The organism is Micromonospora sp. NPDC004551 (assembly GCF_040609975.1).
GTDB lineage: Bacteria > Actinomycetota > Actinomycetes > Mycobacteriales > Micromonosporaceae > Micromonospora.
The window spans coordinates 92,039-111,273 of sequence record NZ_JBEXLM010000008.1 but is presented as its reverse complement, the minus strand read 5'-3'; the positions used below and the strand labels follow the sequence as shown (position 1 = coordinate 111,273).

Here is a 19,235-nt window from a genome sequence, read left to right as displayed (position 1 = left end):
GTCAGGGCTCGGCGTCGATGATTTTGTGCGGGCGTTCCTCGGCGGGCAGCGCCATGGGCGGGGTCTCGTCGCGGTTCCGGGGCTGGAACTTCCCGGCCAGGCGGTGCTCCTCCTTGGGCGGGCGGTCGTTGGCCAGCAGCACGGCCAGCCACGGGATGAGCGCCATCCCGAGGCCGCAGAGCGGCAGCCACACCCAGAGCAGCGGCGCCTTGACGCCGACCAGGACCGCACCGATCACCAGGCACGCGACCCGGATTCCCATCATCAGCACGTAGCGCTTCTGCCGGCTGGTGAGCTGGTCGTCCTGGCTGCGCGAGGCGTCGGTGATCAGGATCGGCTGATACGCCTGACGCTTCACCACGGACCTCCTCGAGGGGATTACGACTCATCCTGTCACCCCCGACGGTTGATCGGCGAAAATCGTGACAAGGCGCTCCGTGTTACGCGCGTGGTACGCTCCGCCCGTGGGCAACCGGTTCAGCTTCACCGACGAGGCGTTGGCCAACCTGCGGGTCTACGACGTCACGCCCGGGGAAGTCTGGGAAGCCCTGCACAGCACGCGGCGGGTCATCCGGCACCTCGGGGACGACGTCATGGTGGTCTACGCGACCGACCACCGCGGGCGACGCCTCGCGGTGCTGCTGGCCGAGGCCGACGGCACCGACAACGACTGGGACATCCTCTCCGCCCGCGAACTGAGCGACGTCGAGGCCAAGCGCTACGACGACGCGGTGCGGAGGTCACGCCGACGAGGAGGCGGTCACGATGCACCGTAACGAGGCGACCAAGCGGTTCCACGACGGCGGCGACGCGCTCGCCGACCTGATCGACGAGACCCAGCCCGCCGAACTGCCCACCCCCGACACGGACGTGCCGATGGTCAGCCGCTCGGTGCGCCTGCCGCTGGAGACGTACGAGCGGGTCCGGGCGGCCGCCGAGACGCGCGGCATCGGGGTGACCACGCTCATGCGCCAGTGGATCGAGGCCGGCCTGGCCGATCTCGACGACTCGGCCACGGTCTCCCTGGCCGACGTGCGCCGGGCCCTGGCCGCGCTGTCCCGCCCCACCGCCGCCTGAGCCCTCACGTCTCCGAGCCGCCGCCCTCCGGCCCGGTGCGCCCGATCGGGGAGGCCGACATCTCCGGCGGGCGCCCCCGGCTGCGCCGCGCGTCCGCCAGCGCCACCACGGCCAGCACGGCGGCCACCAGGGACAGGGACCGCACGGCGGGCATGTGCGCCAGCAGCGGGAGGAGCAGGAGCAGCACGACGCCGCCGAGCACCCGGGGCAGCGAGATCCGGCCGAAGATCTCGTACTCGAAGCGGACCCGGCCGGCCAGGAAGAGCAGCGGTCCACCCACCACGAACAGCAGCAGGCTCGCGTCGGACCGGTGGAACGGCTCGGCGATGGCCACCTCGTAGCCGACCGCCGCGGTGAGCACGCCGAGCACGATGACCAGGTGGGTGACCGTGGCCGAGGTACCGAGCCGGCCCGGCGCGCGCGCAAGCCGCAGCGCCTCGCCGAGCAGGCGCCCGGCCCGGTGGAAGTAGATCCGCCAGAGCAGCGCGGTGGTGACGAAGGCGACCACGAAGGCGCCGGCGCCCTCGCCGGAGAACTTCTCGCCGCTGTACGTCACCCCGATGACCAGGATCGACTCGCCGAGCGCGATGAGGAAGATCTGCTGGTAGCGCTCGGCCAGGTGCTCGCCGGCGATCCGCCAGCCGAGGATCGGCGAGGAGCCGAGCCGGGGCAGCGGCCAGCCGGTGAACAGGGCGGCGTAGTCCACGGTCAGCGCGAAGGCCCAGAGCGGCAGGCGCAGGTCGTCCGGGCCCAGCGCGCCGACCAGCCAGAGCGGCGCGGTGGCCCCCGCCCAGGCGGCCAGCCGGAGCGGGACCAGCCGCCGCGGATGGCCGTGCAGCGCGGCGGCGATGACCAGGGGCCGGCCGAACATCACCGCCACGTAGGCGAGGGCGAACGGCAGCGCCCGCTCCTCCAGCGCCCGCGGCAATGCCACCCCCATCACCAGACTGGCGAACATCGTGCCCACCACCACGGCCTGGATGACCGTCTGCTCCGGCTCGTACCGGCTGGTGACCCAGACGGTGATCGTCCAGACCAGCCACAGCACCAGAAAGAGCAGCACGGTACGGCCGATCGCGGCGGCCAGCGTCCACCCGGTGGCGGGGAGGTTGTTGATCAGCCGCTGGGAGACCCGGGTCAGCGCGAAGACGAAGACCAGGTCGAAGAAGAGTTCCAGGAAGGTGGCACGCGCGGCGCTTCCCGGCGGGCGCAGCAGCGCCGCGCCGCGTTCGTCCACCGTGTCACCCCCGTCCGCCGTCCTGGCTCCCAACGACCGGGCCGCCGCACGGGTTGCGTGTCCCGGCCACCGGCTCACATGGGCGAGGCCGGGTGTTCCGGCGGGCGGCCCCGCGCCCGCAGCGCGTCGGCGACGGCCATCCCGGTCAGCACCGCCGTGACGCCGGCCGCGATGCCGAGCAGGGGCAGCCGGCCCAGCAGCGGCACGCCGAGCACCAGGAGCAGCAGGCCGATCACGCGGGACCAGGAGATCCGGCCGAACACCTCGTACTCGAAGCGGGCCCGGCCGACCACGAAGAGCGCCGGGCCCCCGACGATGGCCGCCACCCGGACCACGTCGGCGTGGCCCGAGGGCTCGGCGATGGCCACCTCGTAGCCGACCGCCGCGGTGACGATGCCGGCGATCATCGTCAGGTGGGTCCAGGTGGCCGACTGGCCGAGCCGGGCCGGCTGCCGGGCCTCGGCCACCGCCTCGACCAGCACGGAGCCGGCCCGGTGGAAGTAGATCCGCCAGAGCAGCACGGTGGTGGCGAAGGCGTCCACGAGGGCGATCCAGCGCAGCACGGTGAACTGGCTGCCGCTGAACCCGACGCCGGCCACGAAGATCATCTCGCCGAGGGCGATGATGGTGAACTGCTGGTACCGCTCGGCCAGGTGCTCGCCGGTCACCGTCCACGCCGTGGCCGACGCCCGGCCCAGCCGGGGCACCGGCCAGCCGATGACCACCCCCACGTAGTCGATCAGCAGGGCCACCCCCCAGCAGAGCAGCCGCAGGTCCTCCCCGAGCAGGCCACCGACGAGCCAGGGCACGGCCGAGACGGCCGACCAGGCCACGATCCGGCTGGACAGGTGCCGCTGGAAGTGCCGGCGCAGCGCCACCGTCAGGTAGATCGAGCGGCCCAGCTGGATGGAGACGTACCCGGCGGCGAAGCTCAACCCGTGCGCGCCGTACGCGTCCGGCACCGAGACCGCCATCACCAGGCTGCCGAACATCGACCCGATCATCACCGCCTGGATGGGCGGTTGCTCGGGGTCGTAGTGGCTGGTGGCCCAGGCGGTCAGCGACCAGACCATCCATAGCGCGAGCAGCAGGAAAAGCGTCTGTGCCAGTTCCAGCGCGAGGCGCGCGCCGCCCGCCGCCACGTCGGTGACCAGGCGCTGCGAGACCCGGGTGAAGGCGAAGACGAAGACGACGTCGAGGAAGAGCTCCAGGAAGGTCGCGCGGTGGCTGCCCCCGCCGCCACGCAGGAGTTCCGCCCCCCGCTCGTCCGTCATCACCCGCCCGTCGTCGCCGCCGTGACGACAACGAGCCAGGGTGGGCGCGGGTTGCGTCAGCCCTTGGCGGCCTTCGCCTCCGCCTTCATCCGCTGCTTGTACTCGCGGACCCGGCGCAGCGACTCGGGATCCGTCACGTCGGCCACCGACCGGTACGCGTCCGCGTCGCCGTAGCCGCCGGCCGCCTCGCGCCAGCCGTCCGGGGCGATGCCGAACCGCTTGCCGAGCAGGGCCACGAAGATCTGCGCCTTCTGCCGGCCGAAGCCGGGCAGCTCGCCGACCCGGCGCAGCAGGTCCGGGCCGTCGTCCGCCTCGGACCAGAGCCGGGCCGGGTCGCCGTCGTAGCGCTCGACCAGGGCCCGGCAGACCTCCTGCACCCGGGCGGCCATGGCCTTCGGGAACCGGTGCAGGGCCGGCGGCGTGGCGAACAGCTCGACCAGGGCCTCCGGGGAGTATTCGGCCAGTTCCCTGGCGTCCGGCTCGTGGCCGAGCCGCTGGGCCAGCACGTACGGGGAGGAGAACGCCTTCTCCATCGGCACCTGCTGGTCCAGCACCATGCCGAGGAGCAGCGCCAGCGGGCTGCGCGCCAGCAGCTCGTTGGCCTGGGGATCGATGGGCAGCGAGAGCGTCATGCCCGTCATCCTGCCCCCTTCGCCGCCGCCGGCCACGCCGACTCCCCGCTGCGGGCGCGGCACGGCCCGGTGGACAGGGGTGGGGGTCCACCGGGCCGCGTGGCCGCGGATCGTCAGTTGACGACGAAGAGCAGCCGGTTCGGCGAGCCGGAGCCGGGGTTGGTCACCTTGCCGGTGGTGGCGTTGGTGGTCAGGTAGCTGGTCACCTGCGCCGGGGTGTACGACGGGTTGGCGCCGAGCACCAGCGCCGCCGCGCCGGCCACGTGCGGCGAGGCCATCGAGGTGCCGCTCAGCGTGCTGCTGGCGGTGTCGCTGGTCCGGTACGCCGAGACGATGCTCGACCCGGGGGCGAAGATGTCCACGCAGGAGCCGTAGTTGGAGAAGGACGAGCGCGCGTCGGTGCTCGTGGTGGAGCCGACGGTGATCGCGGCGGCGGCCCGGGCCGGCGAGTAGTTGCAGGCGTTGGCGCTGGAGTTGCCGGCCGCGACCGCGTACGTGACGCCGGAGTTGACCGAGTTGGTCACCGCGTTGTCGATCGAGCTGCTGGCGCCGCCGCCGAGGCTCATGTTGGCCACGGCCGGCTTCACGGCGTTCGAGGTGACCCAGTTGATGCCGCTCACCACGCCGGTGGTGCTGCCGCTGCCGCTGCAGTTGAGCACCTTCACGGCGACCAGGCGGACGCCCTTGGCCACGCCGTAGGTGGCGCCGCCGACGGTGCCGGCCACGTGGGTGCCGTGGCCGTTGCAGTCGGTGTTGTTGGTGTCGACGGTGTTGGTGCCCCAGGTGGCCCGGCCACCGAAGTCGGTGTGGGTGGTCCGGATGCCGGTGTCGATGATGTACGCCCGCACGTTCGAGGCCGTGTTCGGGTAGGTGTAGCTGGCGTTCAGCGGCAGGTTGCGCTGGTCGATCCGGTCCAGGCCCCAGGACGGCGGGTTGGTCTGTGTGGCCTGGCTGGTGACCACCCGGTCCTGCTCGACGTACGCGACGGCCGGGTCGGCGGCCAGCCGGCGGGCCTGGGCGGGGCTCAGCTTCGCGCTGTAGCCGGTGAGGGCGGCGCTCCACACCGTGCCGACGCTGCCGCCGTAGCGCTTGGCCAGGCCGGCGGCCCGGTCCGGCACCGCGGTCCGGGCGGCGAGGCTGTTCGCGGCGCCGACGGCGTCGCTCTTCAGCACCACGAGGTAGCTGCCGCTGATGGCGTCGGGGGCGGAGGCGTAGCGGACGTCGCCGGTCGGTGCGGCGAGGGCGGGGGTGGAGGCGGCGGCGGCGAGGGCCGCGGCGGCGGCCGTGACGGCGAGCGCGCGCAGCGCGCGCCGCCGGGGAACGGACACGTCGGACATCGTCTGGCTCCCTACCGGGCGCGCCCGGGCTCTCGGTCACCGGGGACGCCCATCGGCGGATGTTGGGGCAGATGCTAGCCACACATCGAAGAACGTGAAAGAGATAACGGCCGATACCCTCAGCTGGTGGTATGGATCTGCCGGGTGCCGGCCGGGCGAGCGCCACGGGGAGGCAGGATGACGACGTGGACCGTCACGACATGCTGCTCTCCCCCGCCGGGGTCGACGCGCTGCGCACCGCCCTGACGCGGGCCGGCTTCACCGCCAACGGGATCGCCGGCCGGCTCGGACCGCAGGCCACCGGCGCGGTGGCCCTCAACGACTTCCGCGCCGCGCTGCGCGCCACCGAGGACCGCGATCCGCTCGCCACGCTGATCCGGGTCTACATCTGCGACCAGACCGAGCCCGAGCCGGCGGTGGCCGCCGCGCTCGCCCCGCTGACCGTCGAGGAGGCCCTCGCCGGGGGCCTGGTCGAGCGGCACGGTGACGGGCTGCGCGCCGGGGTCGACCTGGAGCCGTACGGGGACGACTGGTTCGTGCTCGCCGACGTGCCGGCCAGCGCCCGGCCCGGCCGCCCGCTGCACGCCGAGCACGTGCTGGGCATCGGCGGCGCCACCCAGACGCTGATCGGCGCGACCGTGCGCCGGCCGGTGGAGACCGCGCTCGACCTGGGCACCGGCTCGGGCGTCCAGGCCCTGCACCTGTCCACCCACGCCCGCCGGGTCACCGCCACCGACGTCTCCGAGCGGGCGCTGCGCTTCGCCGCCACCACCGCCGCCCTCAACGGGCAGGACTGGGAGCTGCTCCGCGGCGACCTGGTCGCCCCGGTGGCCGGCCGCCGGTTCGACCTCGTGGTCAGCAACCCGCCGTTCGTGGTCGGTCCCGGCACCACCACGCACGTCTACCGGGACTCCGGCCGGGTCGGCGACGCGATCGGCGCCGAACTGGCCGCCGCCGCCCCGCACCTGCTCACCGAGGGCGGGACGATGCAGTACCTGGCCAACTGGGTGCACGTCACCGGCGAGGACTGGGCCGAGCGGGTGACCGGCTGGTTCGCCGGCACCGGGCTGGACGCCTGGGTCATCCAGCGCGAGGTGGCCGACCCCATGGCGTACGTCAACCTCTGGCTCACCGACGTCGGCGAGACGGCCGACCCGCAGCGCATGGCGGCCTGGCTGGACTGGTTCGACGCGCACAAGGTGGAGGCCATCGGGTTCGGCATCGTCTCGCTGCGCCGGGCCGGCCACGACGAGCCGGTCGTCCGGGTGGAGGACCTGCGCCAGCGGGTCGAGCCGCCGCTGGGCGACCGGGTCGGCGAGTGGTTCGACCGGCAGGACTGGCTGCGCGCCCGGGACACCGACGGGCTGCTCGCCGCCCGCTACCGGGCCGCCGACGGGCTCCAGCTGCGCCAGGAGGCCACGATGGGCGAGGACGGCTGGGCCGTGGACCGGCAGGTCCTCGCCATGCCGCACGGGCTGCGCTGGTCCGAGGAGATCGACCCGCTGGTGCTCGCCCTAGTCGGCGGCGCGGACGGCCGGCTGCCGCTGCGCGACCAGCTCGCCCTGCTCGCCGCCGCGCACGACGTCGCGCCGGACGAGCTGGCCGAGGCGGCGGGGCCCATCGTGGCGCACCTCGTCGAGCGGGGCCTCGTCGAACCGGTGGCGGACTGATGCGCGCGGTGGTGCAGACGGTGGGCCGGGCGACCGTGACGGTCGACGGCGAGGTGGTCGGTGCGATCGACGACGGGCTGCTGGTGCTGCTCGGCGTGACCCACACCGACACCCCGGAGGTGGCGGCCACCATGGCCCGCAAGATCCACGAACTGCGCATCCTGGACGACGAGCGCAGCGCCGCCGACACCGGCGCACCGGTCCTGGTGGTCAGCCAGTTCACCCTCTACGGCGACGCCCGCAAGGGCCGGCGCCCGAGCTGGACCGCCGCCGCCCCGGCCGAGGTGGCCGAACCGCTGGTGGCAGCGGTGGTGGAGGCTCTCCGTGCCCGGGGCGCCAAGGTGGAGACCGGCCGCTTCCGCACCCACATGCTCGTGGAGAGCGTCAACGTCGGTCCCCGAACCCTCCTCCTGGACCTCTGAGCCGGCGGTCAGAAGAAGAGACCGCGGCGGGACAGCGACTGGCGCAGCCAGCCGTCGAGCTGGGCGGCCCAGTCGGTGCGGTCGGCCGTCGCGTGGTCGACCGTGAAGCGGCCGAACGCGTCGTGCCCCTCCGTGAACAGGCCGCCGCGCTTGTCCAGCTCCAGCACCACGTGCATCTGGTGCGGGTCGGTGACGAAGGTCAGTTCGAGCTGGTTCATGGCCCGCGCGTACTGGGGCGCCGGGTGGAACTCGATCTCCTGGTAGAACGGCAGGCTCTGCCGCAGGCCGTAGATGTGGCCGCGCTCGACGTCGGCCCGGGCGAACCGGAAGCCCAGCCGCAGCAACGCCTCCAGCAGCCGTTCCTGGGCGGGCAGCGGGTGCACCGCCACCGCGTCCAGGTCGCCCTTGTCGACCGCCCGGGCCACCTCCAGCTCGGTACGCAGCCCCATGGTCATCCCGTGCAGGTGCTGGCCGTACAGGTCGGTGAGCGGGGTCTCCCAGGGCACCTGGAAGCGGAACGGCACGTCGTACCGCTGCCCCGGGTCCAGCCGGAACGCGCCGGTCACCTGGGCGCGGCCGAACTCCTGCGTGGTGTCGTACTCCGAGTCGCCGCTCTCCACCTCGACCCGGGTGACCAGGCCGAGCGCGACGTAGCTCACATCCACCGGGTGGTCCCCGCCGACCACCTGGATCCGGCCCTCCAACTGCCCGCCGGGGCGGCAGTTCGGGTTGGCCAGCACCGTCTCCACCGACGGTCCACCCACACCCATCGCCTGCATGAGCCGCTTGAAGACCACCACGTCCTCCGATCGCCTGTGCGTCACCGGGCCCCGCTTGGCCGGCCGCTGGCACGGTAACCGGGCCCGGCAAGGCACAGCCGGCGTTCCGCCCGGATTGCTGTCGGGTCCCCGATCGCCTCACTCCCGTTTCACGCGCCGCCCGCCAAGCTGTTTCTCACCGGCACCACCGCGTCAGCGGACGGGACGGGACCGGTACGGCACGACGGACACGGGGAGAATTCGAGATGGCCCAGCAGATGATCGAGCACCAGGACATGGACGTCACCCTGACCGACCTGGACGCCACCGACGAGCGCGGCGTCTCCACGGACCTGGTCCGGGCGTACCTGAACGGCATCGGCCGCACCAAGCTGCTCACCGCGGCGCAGGAGGTCGAGCTGAGCAAGCGGATCGAGGCCGGCCTCTTCGCCGAGGAGAAGCTCTCCACCTGCACGCCGGTCTCCGCCGAGCTGCGCGCCGACCTGGAGCTGGTCGCGGCCGAGGGCCGCGCCGCCAAGGACCACCTGCTGGAGGCGAACCTGCGGCTCGTGGTGAGCATCGCGAAGCGCTACACCGGTCGCGGCATGGCCTTCCTCGACCTCATCCAGGAGGGCAACCTCGGCCTGATCCGCGCGGTCGAGAAGTTCGACTACACCAAGGGCTACAAGTTCTCCACCTACGCCACCTGGTGGATCCGCCAGGCCATCACCCGCGCCATGGCCGACCAGGCCCGCACCATCCGCATCCCGGTGCACATGGTCGAGCAGGTCAACCGGATGGTCCGGGTCCGCCGCGAGCTGTCGGTGACGCTGGGCCGCGAGCCCACCGTGGCCGAGGTGGCCACCGCGCTGGAGATCCCGGAGTTCCAGGTGATCGAGCTGATCTCGTACGACCGGGAGCCGGTGAGCCTGGACCAGACCGTCGGCGAGGACGGCGAGAGCGCGCTGGGCGACTTCGTCGCCGCCGTGGACCCGAACGGGGAGCCGGGCGAGGCCGCCGGTGACGGCGAGCTGCGCAACGAGGTCCGCATCGTGCTGGCCACCCTCTCCCAGCGGGAGCAGGCGGTGATCCGGCTGCGGTTCGGCCTGGACGACGGCCGCCAGCGCACCCTCGACGAGGTGGGTCGCGAGTTCGGGCTGTCCCGGGAGCGGATCCGGCAGATCGAGAAGGTGACGCTGCTCAAGCTGCGCGCCCCGGAGCGGGCCAACCGGCTGGAGGCGTACGCCTGCTGATCCGGACCGATCCGACAGGCCCCGGCGGTGCGCCGGGGCCTGTCGCGCGTGAAGCGGCGGCCTCCGGGAGCCTCACAGCCGGCGCGGGCCGGTGTCGGGGCGCGGCGCCTCGGCGCCGGTGCGGACTGTGGCGTGCAGCACCGAGATGCCGTCCGGCCGGGCCAGCACCGGGTTGAGGGTGAGCGACCGGACCCGGGGCTGCTCGTCGGCGAGCCGCCCGACCCGCAGCAGCAGGTCGACCAGGGCGGCCCGGTCCACCGGCGCGGCGCCCCGGTGGCCGCGCAGCAGCGGCGCGGCGCGGGGCTCGTCGACCAGCTCGGCGGCGTCCCGGTCGGTCAGCGGCACCGCCCGCCACGCCCGGTCGCCGAGCAGTTCGGTGGCCACACCACCCAGGCCGAAGCCGACCACCGGCCCGAACGCCGGATCCTCCACCAGCTCCACGACGCAGGCCACGCCGGGCGGGACCATCGGCTGGACCAGCACGTCCGCGCCGAAGACCGGGGCCATCTCGGCGTACGCGCGGCGCAGCGCGGCGGCGTCGGCCAGGTCGAGCCGGACCGCGCCCAGGTCGAGCCGGTGCCGCAGCCCGGGGGCGGCCGCCTTGAGCGCGACGGGCCAGCCGAGCCGCTCGCCCGCCGCCACCGCCTCGTCGGCCGAGTAGGCCGGCGCCGACTCCACCACGTCGATCCCGTACGACCGCAGCAGCCCCGCCGGGTCGGTGCCGTCGGACCGCAGCGCGGCCTGCCCGGCCACCTGGTCCACCCGCTCCAGCTCGGGCAGCACGCCGGGCGGCCGGCGCAGCCAGTCGGCGTACGTGGTGACCCGGGCCAGGGCCCGGACGGCCTCCTCCACGCTCGGGTACGCGGGCACCCCGGCGGGCACCCGGCCGGCGAGGAAGGTGGCCACCACGGGCTTGCCGGTGGTGCGCGCGTCGGGCAGGGCGGCCGTGAAGTCGGCCTCCGGGTCGGTGAGCTGGCCGGGCAGCGGCGGGGCGAAGACCGCCACCACGGCGTCCACCCGCTCGTCGGCGGCGGAGGCGGCGAGCGCGGCGGCGTACGCGGCGGCGGCGGCCCGGGGACCGACGTCGTGCGGGTAGCCGTCGGCCACCGTGAGGCCCTGGGCGGCGCAGGCGGTGGCGGCCAGCCCGGTCAGCGCCGAGGAGTTGCCGACCACGGCGACCCGGCGGCCGGCCGGCAGCGGCTGGTGGGCCAGGAGCACGCCGACGTCGAGCAGTTCCGCGACGGTGTCCACCCGGATCACCCCGGACTGGGCGAACAGCGCGCTGACCGCGGCGGCGTCCAGGGCCGGCGCGTCGCCGACACCCGGCGGGCGGGCCAGCGAGGCGAGCGCCACCACCGGCTTGCTCCGGCCGATCCGCCGGGCCAGCCGGGCGAACTTGCGCGGGTTGCCGAACGTCTCCAGGTAGAGCGTGATGACGTCGGTGCCGGGGTCGTCCTGCCAGTACTGGAGCAGGTCGTTGCCGGAGACGTCGGCGCGGTTGCCGGCCGAGACGAAGCTGGACAGGCCGAGCCCGCGCCGGGACGCCTCGGCCAGCAGGGCCACACCGAACGCGCCGGACTGGCTGAAGACGCCCACCCGGCCGGGGGCGGGCAGCACCGGGGCGAGGGTGGCGTTGAGGCGTACGCCGGGGTCGGTGTTGGCCACGCCCAGGCAGTTCGGGCCGACCACCCGCATGCCGGCCAGGTGGGCGGCGCGGACCAGGGCGCGCTGGGCGGCCGCCCCGGCCGGGCCGGACTCGGCGAACCCGGCGGAGATCACCACCAGCCCGTGCGCGCCGGCCTTCGCGGCGTCGGCGACCACCTCGGTCACCGCCTCCGGGGCGACGGCCACCACGGCCAGGTCGACGGCCGCGCCGGCGTCGGCCGCCGACGGGTACGCGGGCAGCCCCGCCACGGTCGCCGCGGTCGGGTGCACCGGGACGATCGCGCCGGTGAACCCGCCGTCGCGCAGGTGCCCGAGCAGGGCCGCGCCGACGCCCTGGCCGGTGGTGCTGGCGCCGTAGACGGCGATGCCGCGCGGGGCGAGCAGCCGGGCGATCGAGCGGGCCTCGGTGCGGTGCTCCCGGCCGCGCTGCACCTCCAGGGTCGCCTCGGTGGGGGCGATCGGGAAGTTCAGGTGCACCACGCCGTCGGCGTACTGGCGCTGGACCTGGTAGCCGAAGTCGGAGAAGACGCGCAGCATCGCCCCGTTGGCCGGGAGCACCTCGGCGACGAAGTGCACGATGCCGTAGCGCCGGGCCGCGTCGGCCAGGTGCTCCAGCAGCACCGACCCGATGCCCCGCCCCTGGTACGCGTCCTCCACCACGAAGGCCACCTCGGCCTCCGGGGAGCCGGGGCCGAGCCGCTCGTACCGGCCGACGGCGACGATCCGGTCGCCGGCCAGCACCACGAACGCCTCCCGGTCGCGGTGGTCGACGGTGACGAACCGCTGGAGGTCCCGCTCCGGGATGCGCGGGTACGGCGAGAAGTAGCGCAGGTAGCGGGTGCGCTCGGAGAAGCGCGCGTGCATGGCCACGATCGCCGTGGCGTCGTCCGGGCGGATCTGCCGCAGCTGGACGGTCGTGCCGTCGCTGAGCAGCACGTCCACCGGTTGCTCGACGGTGGTCACCGGTCGGTCCTCCCCCACCGCCGGATCAGTCGCGCGGATCGTGCGGGTCGAGCCCGAGCAGCGGGAACACCGCCTTGCGGGTCGCCGCGACGGCGCGGTCCACGGCGGTCGGCTCGCCGCTCGGCTGCCACGGCTGGTACGACGGGTCGACGTCGTCGGTCATCCGCAGCGGGATCTCGTGCCCGGGCCGCCGCCGCGCCGCCAGGTCCCGCCAGCCCGGCGGGGTGAGCGTGGCCGGGTCGAGCGGCTCGCCGGTGGCCACCGCGAGCAGGTGGGTCCACGCCCGCGGCACCACCTCGACCAGCGCGTACCCGCCGCCGCCGAGGGCCACCCAGCGGCCGTCGCAGAGTTCGTCGGCGAGCCCGCGCAGCGCCCGGTAGGTGGCCCGCTGGCCGTCGACGGACAGGTGCAGGTCGGCCAGGGGGTCGAGCCGGTGCCCGTCCGCCCCGCACTGGCTGACCAGCACCTGCGGCCGGAACGCCCGCAGCACCGACGGCACGATCGCGTGGAACGCCCGCTGCCAGCCCGGGTCGCCGACCCCCGGCGGCAGCGGCACGTTGACGGCCGAGCCCTCCGCGCCCGGGCCGCCGGTCTCGTCGGGAAACCCGGTGCCGGGGAACAGCGCGAGCGGGGTCTCGTGCAGGCTGACCGTGAGCACCCGCGGGTCCCGGTAGAAGATCTCCTGCACCCCGTCGCCGTGGTGCACGTCGACGTCCACGTACGCGATCCGCTCCGCGCCCAGGTCGAGCAGGCGGGCGATGGCCACGGCCGGGTCGTTGTATACGCAGAACCCGGAGGCCCGGGCGGGCATGGCGTGGTGCAGCCCGCCCGCCACGTTGACCGCCCGCCGGGCCTCGCCGCGCCAGACCGCCTCCGCCGCCGCCACGCTCGCCCCGGCGATCAGCGCGCTCGACTCGTGCATGCCGTCGAAGACGGGGTTGTCCGACGTGCCGAGGCCGAACCCGGCGAAGAGCGGGTCCCGGGGCGCGGCCCGGACGGCCTCCAGGTAGCGCGGGTCGTGCACCCGGGTCAGCAAGGCGTCGTCGGCCGGCTCCGGCTTCACGAGCCGGACCCCGGGCCGGTCCAGCACACCCAGCTCGCGGGCGAGCGCCATGGTCAACTCGACCCGCACCGGGTCGAGGGGATGATCGCCCATGTCGTACCCGAGCAGGGCTTCGTCCCACACCACCACCGTCTCGTCGGCCATGGGGCCATCGTCGCACGTGGGCCGGGACCGCCCCACCGCACGCACGGTCCGGCGGCCCGGGTGGCTACCCGGTGGCGACCGGTCGGTCGGGATCGGCCACCCAGTTGCTCCACGAGCCGACGTACAGGGCCGCGTCCGGGCGCCCGGCCAGGTGCAGCGCCAGCACCGCCTGAGCGGCGGTCACCCCCGAGCCGCAGTACGCGCCGACCGGCGCGCCCGGCGCCACCCCGGCGGCGGCGAACCGCTCCCGCAGCGCCTCGGCGGCGGGGAAGCGCCCCTCGGTCACGTACTCCGGGGCGGGGAGGTTGACCGCGCCCGGCACGTGCCCGGCGACCGGGTCGATCGGCTCGGTCTCGCCCCGGTAGCGCGGGGCGGCCCGCACGTCGAGCAGCACCCCGGTGTCGGCGGCAGCCAGCCCGGCGGCCTTCCCCGCGTCCAGCACCGGCAGCTCGCCCGGGGTGACCGCGACGTCCCCGGGCGCGGGCTCCGGCGCCTCGGTGGAGACGGGTCCGCCGGCCGCGACCCAGGCCGGGAAGCCACCGTGCAGCACCCGGACCGCCCGGTGGCCGGCCCAGCGCAGGGTCCACCAGGCGCGCGCGGCCGACATGCCGTCGCCGCCGTCGTACACCACCACAGGGTGGCCCGCGCGGACGCCGGCGGCCCGCAGCGCGGCCTGGAGCGCGGCGGGGTCGGGCAGCGGGTGCCGGCCGGCGGCGCCCGGCCGGCCGCAGAGCTCGGTGTCCAGGTCCACGAAGACGGCGCCGGGCAGGTGACCGGCCAGGTAGTCCTCCCGGCCGGGCGGTCCGGCGAGCCGCCAGCGGACGTCGAGCAGGGTGGGCGGGTCGGCGCGGTCGAGCTCGGCGGCGAGCAGGTCGGGCTCGACGAGCAGGTCTTCGGTTCCGGACATGCGGTCCAGTCAACACCATCCGGGCAGCGACCCCCCGGTTCGGCGGCCGATGATCGTCGGGGGTCCGGGGTAGCATCGAACGCCGGGAGGCCGCTGACGTGAAGCATGACCTGGTCGACACGACCGAGATGTACCTGCGCACCATCCTCGAGCTGGAAGAGGAGGGGGTGCCGCCGCTGCGTGCGCGGATCGCGGAGCGGCTCAAGCAGAGCGGTCCCACCGTCAGCCAGACCGTCGCCCGCATGGAGCGGGACGGCCTGCTCACCGTCGAGGGCGACCGCCACCTGATGCTCACCCCGCTGGGCCGCGGCACGGCGGTTTCGGTCATGCGCAAGCACCGGCTGGCCGAGCTGCTGCTCGTGAACGTGATCGGGATGCCCTACGAGGAGGCCCACGAGGAGGCCTGCCGGTGGGAGCACGTGATGAGCGACGCGGTGGAGAAGCGGGTCTACGACCTGCTCAACCGCCCGACCCGCTCCCCCTACGGCAACCCGATCCCGGGCCTGGAGGAGCTGGGCGACCCGGGCCTGCGCGAGACCGAGACCGCAGAGGGCGAGCGCAACCTGGCCTTCCCGGGCCTCTCCGGGCCGGTCGTGGTGCGCCGGATCTGCGAGAGCGTGCAGACCGACGCCGACGTGCTCCGGCAGCTGCACGCGGCGGGCGTCGACCCGGGCGCCACGGTCACCGTGGCCCAGGAACGCGACGGGGTCTCCATCGACCGCTCCGGCGACCGGGTCCGGCTGCCCCGCGAGGTGGCCTCCCGGGTGTTCGTGGCGGCCCGCTGACCCGCCCGGCCCGACCCCCGGCGGTCAGAGCTGCCGGGTGTCGATCACCTTGGCGAGGCTGACCAGCTTGCCGGCCACCTTGTCCGCCTCGGCGGTGGCGGTGCCGCGCGGGCTGGTCCAGCGCAGCGTGGCCAGCCGTCCCTCGCCGGCCAGCCAGCCCACCTCCGCGGCCGGGCCGTTCTTCGCGGTCTTCGGCAGCGTGTGCCGGTAGGCGATCTTCCCGAGCTTGGTGACCTTCGTGGCCCCCCGGGGCAACACGTCGAGGGTGAAGGTCGACGTGTCGATCGACGTGTCGGTCACCGTGAGGGTCAGTTCCGGCAGCACGGCCTGCTCGGCCCGGACCACGCAGGTGTGGGTCTCACCCTTGTCCAGGGCGGCCGCCACGTCGAACCTGCCACCGGTGTGTTTGGCGATCACCGCGAAGTCGAGCAGCCGGCACGCCCCGCCGGACGAGGCGGCGGACACCTCGACCGCCCGGGGCTCCCCCGCCGGCATCGCGACCGGCGTGGCCTCCTTCGCGCAGCCGGCGGTCAGTAGTACGGCCGAAGCGGCCAGCCAGGTCCGGGCGCGCACGTGGAGACCTCCGCAGTCGTCGGCGGGTACCGCCCGCCGGATGTCCGTCGGACACCGTACGGGGTGCCCGCCGGGGGCGGAAGTCCTCAATCGTCCACATACGGACAGTGCCGGCACCCTCGCCCGCAGCACGTGCCGCGGCGGGCCAGGAAGCCGGCGCTGAGCACGAACAGTCCGGTCGCCGGGTCCAGGTAGCCGGCCTCCCCCGCGGCCAGGGCGGCGGCGTGTGCGGCCAGGATGCGCGCCCGGTCCGGGTGGTCGGGTGACAGCCGCGACGGGTGCGGCTCGGTCAACGGCCGGCCCGCCAGCGGTCGTCGCTCTCCGGTCACCGGGCGAGTCTACGGAGCCCGCGTCGGGCGCCGGCTCACCCGTGCCGGTCGAACGCCCCGGTGATCGCCGCCCGGTCCGCGCCCCCGGCCAGCAGCAGCCGCAGCAGCACCTTGGCCTTGTACGGGTCGAGCAGCCCACCGCAGACCAGCCCGCGCTTCCGCAGGTCGGTCTCCGAGCCGACCGCGCCGTAGGTGTTCCGCAGCACCGAACCCGCCCCGGTCCGGGAGGCGAGCACCACCGGGATCCGCGCGGCCAGCGCACCCAGCGCCGGGGCGAGATCCGGCGGCACGTGCCCCACCCCGAAGCCGGCGACCACCAGCCCGTCCAGGCCCGGGGTGAGCGCGTCGAGCAGCGCCGGGTCGTCGTCGAGGGTGACGGTGTGCAGCGCCACGCGGGTGCCGGCCAGCCGGTCGGGGTCCACCGGCGGCAGCGGGGCGTGCCGGGGCGGGCGGTTGAGCAGGCGTACCGCGCCCTCGATGACGTGCCCGAGCGGGCCGGCGTTGGGCGAGGCGAAGGTGGCCGTGCTGGTGCTGTGGGTCTTGCGGACGAAGCGGGCGGCGTGGACCTCGTCGTTGAACGCCACCAGCACCCCGAGGTCCCGCGCATCCGGCGCGGCGGCGACCCGGGCGGCGGCGAGCAGGTTGGCCGGGCCGTCCGGGCCGGCCAGGGTGGGGTTGCGCATGGCGCCCGTGAACACCAGCGGCGCCGGGTGCGGCCAGACCAGGTCGGCCAGGAACGCCGTCTCCTCCAGGGTGTCGGTGCCCTGGGTCACGACCACGCCGGTCGCGCCGTCGGCGACCGCCGCGCCGGCCGCGTCCACCAGGTCGAGGATCTGCCGGTACGCCAGGGCGGCGCTGGGCACCGCCTCGACGTCCCGCACGTCGAGCGGGATGCCGGCCAGCCCTGGTACGGCGGCCGTGAGGTCGGCGCCGGTGAGCCGGCTGACCACGCCCTGCCCGCCGGTGCCGGCCATGGCGATCGTGCCGCCCAGGGTGAAGAGCGCGACGGTCACCGGTCGGCCTTCCGCGCGAGCACGAACGCCTGCGGCCCCCGGTCGAGTTCCTCCGCCTCGCGGACCAGGGTTGCGTGCACGGCCAGGCCGGCCGCCGTGAGCTGCTCGACCAGCCGTTCCGGCGGCATCCAGTACACGTCGTACGAGACGGTGTGGCCGTACGCCTGCTCCAGCCGGATCCGCTGGTCGCCGGCCTTCACGGCGATCAGCAGGTGGCCGCCCGGGGCGAGCACCCGGTGGAACTCGGCGAACACCCCGGGCAGCAGGTCCGGCGGCAGGTGGATGATCGAGTACCAGGCGACGAGGCCGGCCAGCGCCTCGTCGGGCGTGGCCAGCGCGGTCATCGAGCCGATCTCGAAGGACAGCTCCGGGTAGTTCCGGCGGGCCACCTCCAGCATGCCCGGGGAGAGGTCGACGCCGGAGATGTCGAGCCCGAGGCCACGCAGGTGGGCGGTGATCCGGCCGGTCCCGCAACCCGCCTCCAGCACCGGCCGGCCCGGCCCGACCAGCTCGGCGAACGCGGCCAGCATTCCCCGGTCGAGCGGGCCCTCCAGCACGTCGGGGATCAGTCGTGCGTAGTCCACGGCGACCGTGTCGTAGGCGGCGCGCGTCTCGGTGAGCCAGGTCGGTTCGATCATGAAAGCCGACCCTAGTCGCCGGCCGGTTTCACGTCCGCCCGCACCCGGACCGCCCGCCTCCGACCGGGGGAAATGCCGCGCCCCGCGGCGGCCCGCCGGGATACCGTGCCGGGTCGCACCCCGTGACCCCGACGGACAGGCCCGAGCGGTGACCCAGCAACTGACGCCTTCGACCACCGGAACCCGCGCCTCGCTGTGGCGGAACCGGAACTTCCTGCTGCTGTGGAGCGGCCAGACGGTCAGCGAGGTGGGCACCCGGGTCTCCGGGGTGGCCGTGCCGCTGCTGGCCGCGGACGTGCTCGACGCCGGCGTCTTCCAGGTCTCCCTGCTCACCGTCCTGGCCTGGCTGCCGTACCTGCTCTTCTCGCTGCCGGCCGGGATGCTGGCCGACCGGGTCGACCAGCGGCGGCTGATGCTCGCGTGCGACCTGGGTCGCGCGGCGCTGCTGCTGTCGGTGCCGGTGGCCGCCCTGCTCGGCCACCTCACCCTGCCCTTCCTGTACGCGGTGGTCGGGCTCTCCGGCGTGCTGACCGTGGCGTTCACGGTGGCCTACCGGAGCCTGCTGCCCGCGCTCGTCCCGCCGGACGACCTGACCTCGGCCAACGCGCGCCTGGAGGTGAGCGAGAACCTGGCCGCCCTGGCGGGGCCGAGCGCCGGCGGCGTGCTCGTCGGCCTGCTGGGCGCGGCCCGCACCTTCGTCGCCGACGCGGCCAGCTTCCTGGCCAGCGCGGTCACGCTGCTGCTGATGCGGCACCGCCCGGCGCCGCGCACCGGAGGCCGCGTGCCGGTCCGGGCCGCGCTCACCGAGGGACTCGGGTTCATCCGGCGGGAGCGGATCCTCGCCCTGGTGCTCGCCTGCACCGCCACCTCGAACTTCTTCGTCATGGCCACCCGGTCCATCGAGGTGCCCTACCTGCTGCGCGTGCTGCACGCCGGCCCGACCACCATCGGCCTCCTGTTCAGCCTGGGCTCGGTGGGCGGGCTGCTGGCCGGGGTGCTGGCCGGGCGGGTCACCGCGCTGCTGGGCGGTGCCCGGACCATCTGGGTGTCGATGGCGGTGCCCGGCCCGCTCTACCTGCTCATGCCGCTGGCCCGGCCGGGCTGGGGCGCCCTGCTCTACGCGGTCGGCACGGCGGCGTTCGCGGCCAACGCGGTGCTGTTCAACGTGGCCGCCATGTCCTACCGGCAGCGGGTCACGCCGGCCCGGCTGCTCGGCCGGGTCAATGCCGCGTTCCTGTGGATCTGTTACGGCGCGATCCCGCTCGGCGCCCTGGTCGGCGGCGTCCTCGGCACCCGGCTCGGGCTGCGCCCGGCGCTGCTGGTCTGCGTGCTCGGCATGTGGAGTGCGGCGCTGTTCGTGGTGTTCTCGCCGTTGCGGCGGATGCGGGACTTCGCGACGCCGTGAAAAGAGGCAGGATTTCACGGGCCGCTGTCGAATCCGGCCGCGCCCGTCCGTCGGTGAGACGGAAGAGGGAAACGACAACCAGAGGAGACA

The 19,235-nt window shown here is 74.7% G+C and carries 20 protein-coding genes; 7 read left to right on the top strand and 13 right to left on the bottom strand.

The window, feature by feature from the left end:
* Nucleotide 1: 1 nt before the first annotated feature.
* The gene (locus tag ABZW14_RS12545; protein ID WP_355344196.1) at nt 2-358 is read right to left on the bottom strand and encodes a DUF3099 domain-containing protein; all 357 of its coding nucleotides are present in this window, start codon (nt 356-358) and stop codon (nt 2-4) included.
* Between the two features lie 106 nt (nt 359-464).
* Between ABZW14_RS12545 and ABZW14_RS12540 the strand changes: the two genes are divergently transcribed.
* Nucleotides 465-776, top strand: a complete 312-nt coding sequence (locus ABZW14_RS12540) for a hypothetical protein (protein ID WP_244282502.1) — start codon at nt 465-467, stop codon at nt 774-776.
* On the top strand, nt 766-1,077 hold the full coding sequence (locus ABZW14_RS12535) for a hypothetical protein (protein WP_355344194.1): 312 nt from the start codon (nt 766-768) through the stop codon (nt 1,075-1,077). Before ABZW14_RS12540 ends, ABZW14_RS12535 begins: the two co-directional genes overlap by 11 nt.
* A 4-nt stretch (nt 1,078-1,081) precedes the next feature.
* Here the strand turns inward: ABZW14_RS12535 and ABZW14_RS12530 are convergent, their stop codons facing one another.
* The 4 genes from ABZW14_RS12530 to ABZW14_RS12515 form a co-directional block, all read right to left on the bottom strand.
* Nucleotides 1,082-2,314, bottom strand: a complete 1,233-nt coding sequence (locus ABZW14_RS12530; protein ID WP_355344191.1) for a low temperature requirement protein A — start codon at nt 2,312-2,314, stop codon at nt 1,082-1,084.
* Nucleotides 2,315-2,388: 74 nt separating this feature from the next.
* On the bottom strand, nt 2,389-3,588 hold the full coding sequence (locus ABZW14_RS12525) for a low temperature requirement protein A (RefSeq protein WP_355344189.1): 1,200 nt from the start codon (nt 3,586-3,588) through the stop codon (nt 2,389-2,391).
* 56 nt (nt 3,589-3,644) lie between these two features.
* Nucleotides 3,645-4,229, bottom strand: coding sequence for an HhH-GPD-type base excision DNA repair protein (locus ABZW14_RS12520; RefSeq protein WP_355344186.1), 585 nt, complete (start codon nt 4,227-4,229; stop codon nt 3,645-3,647).
* 104 nt (nt 4,230-4,333) lie between these two features.
* Complete coding sequence (locus ABZW14_RS12515; protein ID WP_355344183.1) at nt 4,334-5,557, bottom strand: S8 family peptidase; 1,224 nt, start codon at nt 5,555-5,557, stop codon at nt 4,334-4,336.
* Between the two features lie 185 nt (nt 5,558-5,742).
* On the opposite strand from ABZW14_RS12515, the gene ABZW14_RS12510 reads away from it, so the two are divergent.
* On the top strand, nt 5,743-7,227 hold the full coding sequence (locus tag ABZW14_RS12510; protein WP_355344180.1) for a methyltransferase: 1,485 nt from the start codon (nt 5,743-5,745) through the stop codon (nt 7,225-7,227).
* Nucleotides 7,227-7,649, top strand: coding sequence for a D-aminoacyl-tRNA deacylase (gene dtd / locus ABZW14_RS12505; protein ID WP_355344177.1), 423 nt, complete (start codon nt 7,227-7,229; stop codon nt 7,647-7,649). Before ABZW14_RS12510 ends, dtd begins: the two co-directional genes overlap by 1 nt.
* An 8-nt stretch (nt 7,650-7,657) precedes the next feature.
* Here dtd and ABZW14_RS12500 read toward each other — a convergent pair whose 3' ends face one another.
* Nucleotides 7,658-8,446 (bottom strand): sporulation protein, encoded by a 789-nt coding sequence (locus ABZW14_RS12500; protein WP_355344518.1) that lies wholly within the window; start codon nt 8,444-8,446, stop codon nt 7,658-7,660.
* Nucleotides 8,447-8,673: 227 nt separating this feature from the next.
* Here ABZW14_RS12500 and sigB point away from each other — a divergent pair, with 227 nt between their 5' ends.
* Complete coding sequence (sigB, locus tag ABZW14_RS12495; RefSeq protein ID WP_355344174.1) at nt 8,674-9,660, top strand: RNA polymerase sigma factor SigB; 987 nt, start codon at nt 8,674-8,676, stop codon at nt 9,658-9,660.
* A gap of 72 nt (nt 9,661-9,732) precedes the next feature.
* Here the strand turns inward: sigB and ABZW14_RS12490 are convergent, their stop codons facing one another.
* From ABZW14_RS12490 to ABZW14_RS12480, 3 genes are all read right to left on the bottom strand, one after another.
* Nucleotides 9,733-12,288 carry a GNAT family N-acetyltransferase gene (locus ABZW14_RS12490; RefSeq protein WP_355344171.1) on the bottom strand — a complete coding sequence of 852 codons (2,556 nt, stop codon included), beginning with the start codon at nt 12,286-12,288 and terminating at the stop codon, nt 9,733-9,735.
* A 25-nt stretch (nt 12,289-12,313) separates the two neighbouring features.
* Nucleotides 12,314-13,495: an acetoin utilization protein AcuC gene (locus ABZW14_RS12485; protein ID WP_355344168.1), complete on the bottom strand. Its 1,182-nt coding sequence runs from the start codon at nt 13,493-13,495 to the stop codon at nt 12,314-12,316.
* Between the two features lie 64 nt (nt 13,496-13,559).
* Nucleotides 13,560-14,402, bottom strand: a complete 843-nt coding sequence (locus ABZW14_RS12480; protein WP_355344165.1) for a sulfurtransferase — start codon at nt 14,400-14,402, stop codon at nt 13,560-13,562.
* Nucleotides 14,403-14,500: 98 nt separating this feature from the next.
* Between ABZW14_RS12480 and ABZW14_RS12475 the strand changes: the two genes are divergently transcribed.
* Entirely contained in the window at nt 14,501-15,187 is a 687-nt protein-coding gene (locus tag ABZW14_RS12475) for a metal-dependent transcriptional regulator (RefSeq protein WP_355344162.1), read from the top strand.
* 24 nt (nt 15,188-15,211) lie between these two features.
* Here ABZW14_RS12475 and ABZW14_RS12470 read toward each other — a convergent pair whose 3' ends face one another.
* The 4 genes from ABZW14_RS12470 to ABZW14_RS12455 form a co-directional block, all read right to left on the bottom strand.
* Nucleotides 15,212-15,760: a hypothetical protein gene (locus ABZW14_RS12470; protein WP_355344159.1), complete on the bottom strand. Its 549-nt coding sequence runs from the start codon at nt 15,758-15,760 to the stop codon at nt 15,212-15,214.
* Nucleotides 15,761-15,846: 86 nt separating this feature from the next.
* Nucleotides 15,847-16,089, bottom strand: coding sequence for a DUF5522 domain-containing protein (locus ABZW14_RS12465; RefSeq protein WP_355344156.1), 243 nt, complete (start codon nt 16,087-16,089; stop codon nt 15,847-15,849).
* Nucleotides 16,090-16,124: 35 nt separating this feature from the next.
* Nucleotides 16,125-17,063 (bottom strand): asparaginase domain-containing protein, encoded by a 939-nt coding sequence (locus ABZW14_RS12460; RefSeq protein ID WP_355344514.1) that lies wholly within the window; start codon nt 17,061-17,063, stop codon nt 16,125-16,127.
* 35 nt (nt 17,064-17,098) lie between these two features.
* Nucleotides 17,099-17,740 (bottom strand): class I SAM-dependent methyltransferase, encoded by a 642-nt coding sequence (locus ABZW14_RS12455; protein ID WP_355344153.1) that lies wholly within the window; start codon nt 17,738-17,740, stop codon nt 17,099-17,101.
* Nucleotides 17,741-17,888: 148 nt separating this feature from the next.
* On the opposite strand from ABZW14_RS12455, the gene ABZW14_RS12450 reads away from it, so the two are divergent.
* Nucleotides 17,889-19,145, top strand: a complete 1,257-nt coding sequence (locus ABZW14_RS12450; protein WP_355344151.1) for an MFS transporter — start codon at nt 17,889-17,891, stop codon at nt 19,143-19,145.
* Nucleotides 19,146-19,235 lie beyond the last annotated feature (90 nt).

Bases quoted from the DNA above. Each gene is read 5' to 3' on its own strand.
- ABZW14_RS12515 (WP_355344183.1), bottom strand. From the start codon at position 5,557: ATGTCCGACGTGTCCGTTCCCCGGCGGCGCGCGCTGCGCGCGCTCGCC.
- ABZW14_RS12460 (WP_355344514.1), bottom strand. From the start codon at position 17,063: ATGGCCGGCACCGGCGGGCAGGGCGTGGTCAGCCGGCTCACCGGCGCC.
- ABZW14_RS12535 (WP_355344194.1), top strand. From the start codon at position 766: ATGCACCGTAACGAGGCGACCAAGCGGTTCCACGACGGCGGCGACGCG.
- ABZW14_RS12520 (WP_355344186.1), bottom strand. From the start codon at position 4,229: ATGACGGGCATGACGCTCTCGCTGCCCATCGATCCCCAGGCCAACGAG.
- ABZW14_RS12485 (WP_355344168.1), bottom strand. From the start codon at position 13,495: ATGGCCGACGAGACGGTGGTGGTGTGGGACGAAGCCCTGCTCGGGTAC.
- ABZW14_RS12480 (WP_355344165.1), bottom strand. From the start codon at position 14,402: ATGTCCGGAACCGAAGACCTGCTCGTCGAGCCCGACCTGCTCGCCGCC.
- ABZW14_RS12525 (WP_355344189.1), bottom strand. From the start codon at position 3,588: ATGACGGACGAGCGGGGGGCGGAACTCCTGCGTGGCGGCGGGGGCAGC.
- dtd (WP_355344177.1), top strand. From the start codon at position 7,227: ATGCGCGCGGTGGTGCAGACGGTGGGCCGGGCGACCGTGACGGTCGAC.
- ABZW14_RS12455 (WP_355344153.1), bottom strand. From the start codon at position 17,740: ATGATCGAACCGACCTGGCTCACCGAGACGCGCGCCGCCTACGACACG.
- sigB (WP_355344174.1), top strand. From the start codon at position 8,674: ATGGCCCAGCAGATGATCGAGCACCAGGACATGGACGTCACCCTGACC.